The sequence below is a fragment of the Lactobacillus sp. UMNPBX4 genome (assembly GCF_002554115.1).
Lineage (GTDB): Bacteria > Bacillota > Bacilli > Lactobacillales > Lactobacillaceae > Lactobacillus > Lactobacillus gallinarum.
In genome coordinates, this window is the sequence record NZ_PCZF01000079.1 from 1 (window position 1) to 3,900 (window position 3,900).

At 34.8% G+C, this 3,900-nt stretch carries 8 protein-coding genes; 3 read left to right on the forward strand and 5 right to left on the reverse strand.

Annotated features, from left to right (window positions below):
• A partial coding sequence (locus CP355_RS09505; RefSeq protein ID WP_143468930.1) for a zinc ribbon domain-containing protein occupies positions 1 to 270 on the forward strand: 270 nt, incomplete at its 5' end.
• A 179-nt stretch (positions 271 to 449) separates the two neighbouring features.
• The gene (locus CP355_RS09510; protein WP_255405117.1) at positions 450 to 935 is read left to right on the forward strand and encodes a GNAT family N-acetyltransferase; all 486 of its coding nucleotides are present in this window, start codon (positions 450 to 452) and stop codon (positions 933 to 935) included.
• 37 nt (positions 936 to 972) lie between these two features.
• On the opposite strand, the gene CP355_RS09515 is transcribed toward CP355_RS09510, so the two are convergent.
• On the reverse strand, positions 973 to 1,386 hold the full coding sequence (locus CP355_RS09515) for a DUF3021 domain-containing protein (RefSeq protein ID WP_098044417.1): 414 nt from the start codon (positions 1,384 to 1,386) through the stop codon (positions 973 to 975).
• A gap of 1 nt (position 1,387) precedes the next feature.
• On the reverse strand, positions 1,388 to 1,825 hold the full coding sequence (locus CP355_RS09520) for a LytTR family DNA-binding domain-containing protein (RefSeq protein WP_098044418.1): 438 nt from the start codon (positions 1,823 to 1,825) through the stop codon (positions 1,388 to 1,390).
• A gap of 103 nt (positions 1,826 to 1,928) precedes the next feature.
• Here CP355_RS09520 and CP355_RS09525 point away from each other — a divergent pair, with 103 nt between their 5' ends.
• Positions 1,929 to 2,279 carry a hypothetical protein gene (locus CP355_RS09525; protein WP_233187034.1) on the forward strand — a complete coding sequence of 117 codons (351 nt, stop codon included), beginning with the start codon at positions 1,929 to 1,931 and terminating at the stop codon, positions 2,277 to 2,279.
• Between the two features lie 43 nt (positions 2,280 to 2,322).
• Here CP355_RS09525 and CP355_RS09530 read toward each other — a convergent pair whose 3' ends face one another.
• The 3 genes from CP355_RS09530 to CP355_RS09540 form a co-directional block, all read right to left on the reverse strand.
• The gene (locus CP355_RS09530) at positions 2,323 to 2,811 is read right to left on the reverse strand and encodes a methylated-DNA--[protein]-cysteine S-methyltransferase (RefSeq protein ID WP_098044419.1); all 489 of its coding nucleotides are present in this window, start codon (positions 2,809 to 2,811) and stop codon (positions 2,323 to 2,325) included.
• Between the two features lies 1 nt (position 2,812).
• Complete coding sequence (locus CP355_RS09535) at positions 2,813 to 3,439, reverse strand: endonuclease III domain-containing protein (RefSeq protein ID WP_098044420.1); 627 nt, start codon at positions 3,437 to 3,439, stop codon at positions 2,813 to 2,815.
• A 179-nt stretch (positions 3,440 to 3,618) separates the two neighbouring features.
• The coding region (locus CP355_RS09540; protein ID WP_143468931.1) for a zinc ribbon domain-containing protein at positions 3,619 to 3,900 on the reverse strand (282 nt) is incomplete at its 5' end.

The following is a 3,900-nucleotide window of genomic DNA, read 5'->3' on the forward strand; positions in this document are numbered from 1 at the left end:
TTCCTGAACATGCTGGCTTATAAGGCAGATCTATATGGCAAAGAATTTCTAACAATTGATCCTAAGTACACCACCCAAAGATGCCATCAATGTGGCAGTATTATGGGGCAAAACGGTTATAAGAAATTAACCCTTAAGGATCGGGAATGGACTTGTCCAATCTGTCGAACGCACCATATTCGTGATTGGAATGCGGCCGTGAACATCTTAGAAAAAGGATTAGGCAAGTGGCAGAATCCTAAAATAAAAGAAAAAAGCAGCCTAAGCTAGGCTGCAGTCCGCTAGCAATTCGCGGACTTAAAAGGCTTTGGTAAATAGACGACCTCTATCGGCAATAGTCAAAAGACTATTGCTGGTAAGTCAAGTCCGTATCTAAGCAAGTTGGTGTTCTGGTTAGCGTAAGCTAACGAGCCACTAAGCCCTAGACTTCAGTCTAGGGTAGTTGACTAATTAGATCAGTAACTATGAATGATTTGGATTCAGTAGTTTCTATTGAATCGGATACTTTTGAGATGAGTCAAGAAATGACTCAAAAAGATATGATCGGGCGAATTGAAAACTATCCTGATACTTTTTTAGTAGCAGAAATTGATCATCAAGTAGTAGGACATGTTTTTGGTCCAGCATTTAATAAGCGCTATATTGAAGATGAAATCTATTTTAAAAATCATCTTAATCGTAAAGATGATCAATATCAAACAGTTTTAAGTCTGGCAGTTAGTCCGGAATTTCGAAAGCAAGGAATAGCTACCAAATTATTAGATAAATTGTCTAAGATTGCTAAGAAGCAAAATAGGACAGCGGTCACTTTGACTTGCTTGCCGAAGTTATTTTCATTTTATGAAAAGCGAGGCTTTGTAAACGAGGGTAAGACTAGTGATGATATCCCTGATCCTGATAATGTAAGTAGTTTTAATATGGTAAAAGAATTATAGAAAAGAGGATTTTCCTACTAAACAAGGAAAATCCTCTTTATAATTTCTGATTAATCTTTTTAACTTGAGATTTCACTTTTTTATATATAATTAGCCAGATAATTATATATCCAATAATATAGATAATAGTAAAGATAAATAAGGGTGTTGCCTTAACAAGAATCCAGCCATTTATTAAATAGAAGAAAAGGTAATCTAGATAAATTACAATTGCATCAATTAACGTTGCGATACCTAGAGGAATTTTTTCAACTTTAAAAACAGCTCCAATTCCGCCAGCAACGAAAGCCATGAAAAGGGTCGATAGAATATTGATGTTTACTTCTGTCATTGGTCGACTGGTTACATTTTCTGTTAATTGAAAACCATAATAAATTATTACTAAAATAAGCGGGCCAAAACCTGCAGCGATTAATCCTCGTAAAATAAAATCTTTAACGAACCGTTTCATGTTAATCCAACTCCTTTCTAATTTTTGAAAAACATCTTCTTGAAACATAATCTGTTAATCCGTTTTTCATAATTACGTTTACACCAACTGATTTAGTTCCCTTAAAACGTTTGATTTGATAGCGATTCACTATACTTGATTTATTAATTCTCCAAAAGTTGTTAGGTAACTCATCTGCTAGCTGATAAATTCGTTTTCGTATTTGGTATTTCTTATTATCGCTGCAAATAGCCCAAATCTTATTGTCGATAATCGTAATCAAAACGATTTGATCCAAAGATAAAGCAATTAAATCTTTGTCATCATATGCGGCAATTTGATTAGAATTACCATTGGTTAATACAAATAACTTTAACTTATTTGTAAATTCATTTTCTTGATGTACCTGTGCTTGAACTAATTCTTCTTTTTTAGGTTCTATTAAAAGCTTAAATTTCATCTTTTTCTCCTTTCATTTTGAATTATATGAGATATTGCCTGAGAAAACCGTATTTTTAAATTATTCGGTATAAAATTGAAATAATCGGTCGTAAGCATAAAAAATGAGTTTAATTACAGTATCAGATATAATTATTAATATAAAAGTGATGGTTTTTATAGAAAAAGGTGATATTATGATGAAATGTAAACTAGGTTGGATTTGTGCAGGTATTGGTGCCGTAAGTGCTATGGTTGCAAGCTCTATTTATTTCTATAAAAGAGATCATAAAAAGCGTGAAGCTGAAAAGGATACAGAAAACAAAACTTTATTTTTAGAAAGTACCCCTAACAAAGCAAAAGATGAGTTAATGAAAGCTGAATTAGCAGATGAGGATCAAGTTAAGTCACAAGAAACAGAATTTCCAAAAGTTTCTCTTAATGATGGTCCACATAAATTATTTGAAGATGAATAAAAAGGCGAGACAAGATGTCTCGCCTTTTTTTACATAATTTAGATTATAGTATGTTTTCTAATTTTAATAATTCTACTTTTTTATCTATTCCTGCACTATAACCCGTTAGGTTGCCATTTGATCCAATTACACGATGGCAGGGAACCATTAGAGAAATATGATTTCTACCTATAGCACCGCCTACTGCGCGAATAGGTAAATGATGTGGATCTTTTGCGACCGATTGCGCAACTTGTTTATATGTGAAAGTTTGTCCATAAGGAATCTGTAGAAGAGTTTGCCAAACTCCCTTTTGAAAGGTAGTCCCAATTAAATGTAATTGAGGAATAAAATCAGGCTTTTGTCCAGTAAAGTATTGATCAAGCCACTTTTGAGCAGATTTGATGTATTCATCAGAACCCACTTTTACCTCATCGTTTAAAATATCTGCATAGTACTTGCTAGTTGCAAACCACAAGCCGATTAATCCTCGTTCATCACTAGCTAATAATATTTTGCCCAAGGGTGAGTGGTATGTAAAAGTAGTCTGCATATTATTTACCTTGATTAGGTGTCATTAAATAATAATCTTTCAAAAGTGATTCATTAAACTGCTTTGGCAACTTATATTTTTGTCCAAACATATCGATCATTGCATGAAAATTTTGATAATTACGCAGAGTAAAATCAGTTAAATTTTCTTCAATGATCTTTTTTGCTTTCTCATAAGGTGGGACATCTCGCCAACCCAGGCATGCAAAAAGTCTACGCGAATACTGATCAACTACAAATTCGCCTTTACGCAAACCATACATTAAGATTACGTCTGCTGTCTCTGGTCCAATTCCTTTAATAGCCAAGATTTCTTTACGCAAGTCTTGTTTATTCTGCTGTTGAGCTAGTTCAAGATCATAATTAAAACGATCTCTAAAGTATAGCGCAATGTTTTTAATTGTTTGTGCTTTACGAGTATAAGAACCAGCGGGGGCAATTACTTGCTGCAATTTTTCATCACTCATGTCCAAAATGTTAGCAGGTAAGAAGCCAGTCGCTTGATATAAGGAGTCTAAAGCATTATCTACATTTTTCCAGTTAGTGTTTTGGATCAAGACTGTTGACCAAATTATCTGCCAATCAGAACGTCCCGGCCACCAACCATTGAGATCAAGATGATCATACATAATGTCATAAAGCTCATGTCAACTACCCTAGACTGAAGTCTAGGGCTTAGTGGCTCGTTAGCTTACGCTAACCAGAACACCAACTTGCTTAGATACGGACTTGACTTACCAGCAATAATCTTTTGGCTATTGCCGATAGAGGTCGTCTAATTACCAAAGCCTTTTGAGTCCGCGAGTTGCTAGCGGACTGCAGCCCCGAATAAGGCTGCTTTTTTTATTTTAGGATTTTGCCACTTGCCTAATCCTTTTTCTAAGATGTTCACGGCCGCATTCCAATCACGAATATGGTGCGTTCGACAGATTGGACAAGTCCATTCCCGATCCTTAAGGGTTAATTTCTTATAACCGTTTTGCCCCATAATACTGCCACATTGATGGCATCTTTGGGTGGTGTACTTAGGATCAATTGTTAGAAATTCTTTGCCATATAGATCTGCCTTATAAGCCAGCATGTTCAGGAA